Below are 4,752 nucleotides of genomic sequence, written 5' to 3'. Positions count from 1 at the left end.
GGCCGATCTGTTCGAATACATCGAAGTGTTTTACAACCGCAGTCGTCGTCATTCATCGCTCGGCTTTGTTTCTCCGGAGCGGTTCCTTCGGGACTGGATCAAAGCTCAGCAGACCAAGGACGCCGCCGCATAACTAGGGACCGTTGGAAGGCGAAAAACCGGGGGAAGCTCACGCTTTTCCAAAAGTTACCGCTGAGTTCCAATGCTAGAATAGTCTGTATCAGGTGCTTACGAACTTACCGTTGGACGTCATATACATTTTGTGTTTCCGACGGTCAGAGAGTAGATGAACTTCCCTCGTAACGCGAACTTATGCCTACCTCTCGTTTAATTGCCTGCTGCAACGGCGCTGCAGGTAACCTCAAACAGCGAAACCGCTTGCTGGGGCAGTCCAACCCGATAGTCGCAATTCTAGACGATTTCAGTATGGGGCCGCTGGCGGATGCTGACCAACTCGTTGCGCCGCAACGTACCGCTTGGTGGAAAGCAATCTGGCGAGCACAGTGGTGGTTTGATAGTGACGAATACGAAACGGACCTACTGAAGCACCAAGCAAAATGCCAAAGCTGCCTGCTATCCGTACTCGCTTCGCCTGAACCGGTTGTCGTATGGATGGGAAACAATGCTCACGACAAGCTTGTGCTGGCGATGATCGCCAGCCTCACTCCCCCGCAGACGGCGCTATCGGTCGTCGATATCACGGGGCAAGTCTCCTGTCAGCACGAAGGACAGTACGCTGTAGCTACATGTCCGCCTGAAGCGCTATTGCAGTTGATGCCCAGACCGCTGACCGATGGCGAACGCATTGCGCTTAGGGAGCAATGGACGTACTGGAAAGGGCACGGGCAAGGTTGGCGGGAAACCGGTACCACTGGTCAAGTTGTGGAGTACCCTCCCGACTATCTGGATGGTCGGCTGGTTGCCAAGCTAGCCGAGCTGGGCCCACAGTCTGCGGGCCTTGTGGTGGGAGAAATCATCGGCGAATACCCAAGTATGGTGGCAAGCAATTTCCTATTCTGGCGGCTGGACATCTTGCGACAAGCTGGCCGAGTGGTCTTTACTCCGCAAACAGGCCTCGAACCACAAGCACCGAAAGTCGCCCTGACTTAGAACATATCATCCATGTCCGGCGCATTCGACTGCGGAGCGACGGCGCGATCGTCAGATCGACGCAATGGCCGCCGGCCCTTTCCGCAAAGGGCCCATTGACTTTGGTTCGGACGCGACGACCGCGTCGCGGTGATCGTCGAGCACATGGTGCCGAATCGGCTGGATCTCCAGCGCTTCGTGCCGCCCTCGATCTAACTATCGATTTCGCATTAAAATCAGCGACTTAGATCGAGATGCGGCTTTCGGGATCTTGATGTCGGCAGATGAGGTCAGACGGAATTCGTAGAGGCCAAAGAGTTAAGCAGCGATCTGATTCAGATAGAAACGCTGCGTGAACGCGACAGGCGATTGGTAGTTCAGACGCGCCTGCGTACGTTGCCGGTTGTAGAAGATTTCGATGTATTCGCTGATCGCCAGGCGTGCCTGCTCGCGCGTGGCGAAGCGTTGATGATAGGCCAGTTCATTCTTCAGGTGTGTGATTCATGGACATCGTTTCAACTAGAATGAGGCGATGGACCGTGAGATCGCCGCACGATTACGTTGGGTGCGCATGTATCACGAGACCGGCAATGCCGGTCTCGTGTGCACGCGTTGTGGCATCTCTAGGCCAACGCTTCGCAAGTGGCTGCGCCGCTACCAGGAAGCGGGAGAGGACGGTCTTCGTTCTCAAAGCCGTGGCCCTCTGACCAGCCCGAATCGAAAGGTCTCTGACGCAGATAGGGCAACGATTCTTCGCCTGCGGGCTGAGCGCAAGGGTGCACGGCGGATTCAGAACGAATTGCGTCTGCACGAGCAAAGAGAACTATCCCTCGCGACCATTCATAAGGTTCTGTGCGAAGCGACCGTGAAGCCGTTGGTTCGCCCCAGGAGGCCGGTACAACCGAGGCGCTACAGTCGTCCGGTGCCCGGAGACCGCGTCCAGATGGACACGATGAAGATTGCGCGAGGCGTCTACCAGTACACAGCCATCGATGACTGTTCACGGTTTCGTGTACTGGCCGTCTACCCTCGAAGAAATGCTCGAAATACGCTGCTTTTCCTTGATCGTGTCATCGAGGAGATGCCGTTTCCGATTCAACGTATCCAGACCGACCGCGGCGGCGAGTTCTTCGCTGAATCTGTGCAGCGGCGCCTGATGAGCGAGTACATCAAGTTCCGGCCAATTCCACCACGCTCGCCGCTTACTGACCTGAACGAGTTCTGGTTCCACCATGCTCCGACAGAGCAGGCAATCGACTTGCGAATCGAAGAGTGGCAGTTCGACTACAACTGGCTTCGACTACAACTGGCGTCGGCCACACGGCTCACTCGGTGGGAAGACTCCTGTTGACCGCATTGCGGAGCTGGGTGAAATCACACCTCTCGCGGACGAGGTGGTAAGTGCGTACGACGAGCGGAAAGAGCGAATTCGGCACCGCGAATGGCGGGTCGACAAGATCCTCGGCGAACATCATCGGCGCGCGTCGGAACCCGTGTCTCCTATCGGCGCCACGGGTTCCGACGCGCCACAGAAACGACCTTCAAGAAAGTGAAACGATGTCTGCGAATCGCACAGCTGATTTGAAGCGCTGCATCACCTTCTCGCGCACCCGAGTGGGCAAGTGCGAATTCTCGGCTCGGTTGTTCAAGCCTTTGTGCTGTCGATGTTCGACGTTCACGCCGAGCTCCTTATTCGCTGCTGCGTAGCTGCGCAGCTTGTCCGTCACGATCACCCGTGGCCGACCATGGCGCTTGAGCAGCTTGCGCATCAGCCGTTTGGCCGCCGCCTTGTCGCGACGGCTTTGCACCAGCACGTCGAGCACCGCGCCGTGCTGGTCGACGGCCCGCCACAGCCAGTGTTTCTTGCCTCTCATCGTCACAACCACTTCGTCCAGATGCCATTTGTCACCGCGGTTCGGCGCCGTCGAACGAATGCGCCTGGCGATCGCCAGACCGAATGTTTTCGCCCAACTGCGCACCGTCTCGTACGTGAGATCGATCCCGCGCGCGGCCAGCAGCTCCTCGACCATGCGCAAGCTCAGCGGGAAGCGGTAGTACAGCCATACGGCGTAGCTGATGATGTCCGGCGGAAATCGATAGCCTTTGAACGAGATCGACGCGGTTGTCGGCGGCAAGGTAGGCGCGGTGTTTTTCTTCATGCCGCATTTTACCGCCTGACTGCCGCGGCAACTTGACAGCACCGTCGAATCTGTTCATGGGATGCCGTTACAACCGTAGCGCGCAGTGCGAACGCGAAGCCCGCGCCCAAGCTTACTCCGCTTGGGCTTCGTGCGCTCGTATGGCCGCGTAAGTCGAGCGACTTTCGTCCGGCACCGACCTTCTCGTCCGCCTCGCGAACAACTTGACAGCACCCCGATCATTTGTAATTTACCAAGAACTGGAGAGATGATTTTAGCGTCCCCGGTCTGATAGACTGCGAGGTACTGACGTATCGCGCCTTTAGTGGGATCCGGATCACTCCCGGAGTGTACGTGAATGGGATCGGCACTATTTGTGGCAGGGGATTGTAGTTCAAATCGACGACAGAGATCGCAATCCCTGATGCGGAGGACCCTTGGTCGGCGGGCAGCACGGAAGTGTCGGGTGCGGGCGGGTTCGAGTACACGATATAATCCGCAGCAGTGGGCCCAGACGGGCAGGATTCCAGAACGATCTCGAAGTGCATCTCACCGCTGACGGCCCCAGGCGCGTTAAAGTCGCTGGCCAGGACGGGACGTAGTTGTACGGAAGTGTTTTTGAGCTTACACGTCGAGGTCATGCCCTTTAATGAGAAACGGAGGTTGATTGTGCTGGTTATGCCGGATCGGTAATGGAGCCGATAAACCGGGGGAGGGTGCGTGAACTCGGCGTGCCCTAGGTCGGCCGGGCGAGTAGTGCCGTCGCTCAGTAGCTGTATCACTACCTTCAGCGGACGGATGCGCAGGTTGATGGGCACGGCGAGCTTGCCGGTCTGCTGAACGACACCGTTGATGAGGAGTTGTACGAGCGTACCCGGGACGCACGGTTGGGGTTGGGACAGCTGGCCCGGGGAGGCGCCAGTGTTGCAGTCGCGAGCGCCTTCGATTTCCGTAAGGATGCATTCCCCGACGGCCCCACATAGGGCGTCCTCTGTGGTATGGATCTGACGGCCGCTTAGGACGGTCCCTTTGCGGGAGTCGACGGGAGCTAGGCCAGCGAGGGAGACTATCGCGGCCGAGGCGTCGGTAGTAAGGATAGCGAGGGAACCGAGTACGGCGGGGGTGAGTAGGCGTAGGAGTTGGCGGACTGGCATATGCTGGGTGGTGGTTACGCGGGGGGGCAGTTGTGCTACACGCTCGAAGGTGCTGTCAAGTTGTTCGCGAGGCGGACGAGAAGGTCGGTGCCGGACGAAAGTCGCTCGACTTACGCGGCCATACGAGCGCTCGAAGCCCAATCCAAAGCGGAGTAAGCTTGGGCGCGGGCTTCGCGTTGGCACTGCGCGCTACGGTTGTAACGGCATCCCATGAACAGATTCGACACCTGCCCGTGGACCGAAGCGAATCGTTGCAGCTGGCGTGCTGATTTGAAGCGCTGCATCACCTTCTCGCGCACCCGAGTGGGCAAGTGCGAATTCTCGGCTCGGTTGTTCAAGCCTTTGTGCTGTCGATGTTCGACGTTCACGCC

At 58.2% G+C, this 4,752-nt stretch carries 2 protein-coding genes and 4 pseudogenes; 3 read left to right on the top strand and 3 right to left on the bottom strand.

Annotated elements, in window-relative coordinates:
* Both HWX39_RS35630 and HWX39_RS35625 read left to right on the top strand, forming a co-directional pair.
* Positions 1-133: pseudogene (locus HWX39_RS35630) on the top strand (IS3 family transposase); the annotation flags it as partial.
* A 179-nt stretch (positions 134-312) separates the two neighbouring features.
* Entirely contained in the window at positions 313-1,110 is a 798-nt protein-coding gene (locus HWX39_RS35625) for a DUF1835 domain-containing protein (protein ID WP_175972133.1), read from the top strand.
* Between the two features lie 297 nt (positions 1,111-1,407).
* Here the strand turns inward: HWX39_RS35625 and HWX39_RS35620 are convergent.
* Positions 1,408-1,581 (bottom strand): annotated as a pseudogene (locus tag HWX39_RS35620) (IS3 family transposase); the annotation flags it as partial.
* A gap of 40 nt (positions 1,582-1,621) precedes the next feature.
* On the opposite strand from HWX39_RS35620, the pseudogene HWX39_RS35615 reads away from it, so the two are divergent.
* A pseudogene (locus tag HWX39_RS35615) lies at positions 1,622-2,642 on the top strand (IS481 family transposase).
* Positions 2,643-2,663: 21 nt separating this feature from the next.
* Here the strand turns inward: HWX39_RS35615 and HWX39_RS35610 are convergent.
* Together HWX39_RS35610 and HWX39_RS35990 are read right to left on the bottom strand one after the other, a co-directional pair.
* A pseudogene (locus tag HWX39_RS35610) lies at positions 2,664-3,248 on the bottom strand (IS6 family transposase); the annotation flags it as partial.
* Positions 3,249-4,491: 1,243 nt separating this feature from the next.
* Positions 4,492-4,752, bottom strand: a 261-nt coding sequence (locus tag HWX39_RS35990; RefSeq protein WP_208458864.1) for a DDE-type integrase/transposase/recombinase, incomplete at its 5' end; no start/stop codon positions are given.

Origin of the sequence: Burkholderia sp. BCC0322, from assembly GCF_902833045.1 — a bacterium.
Taxonomy (GTDB): Bacteria; Pseudomonadota; Gammaproteobacteria; order Burkholderiales; family Burkholderiaceae; genus Burkholderia.
The sequence above is the reverse complement of the archived record's forward strand: the minus strand, read 5'-3'. Positions and strand labels throughout refer to the sequence as shown.

Coding starts and splice junctions, on each gene's coding strand:
- HWX39_RS35625 (WP_175972133.1), top strand. CDS start 313: ATGCCTACCTCTCGTTTAATTGCCTGCTGCAACGGCGCTGCAGGTAAC.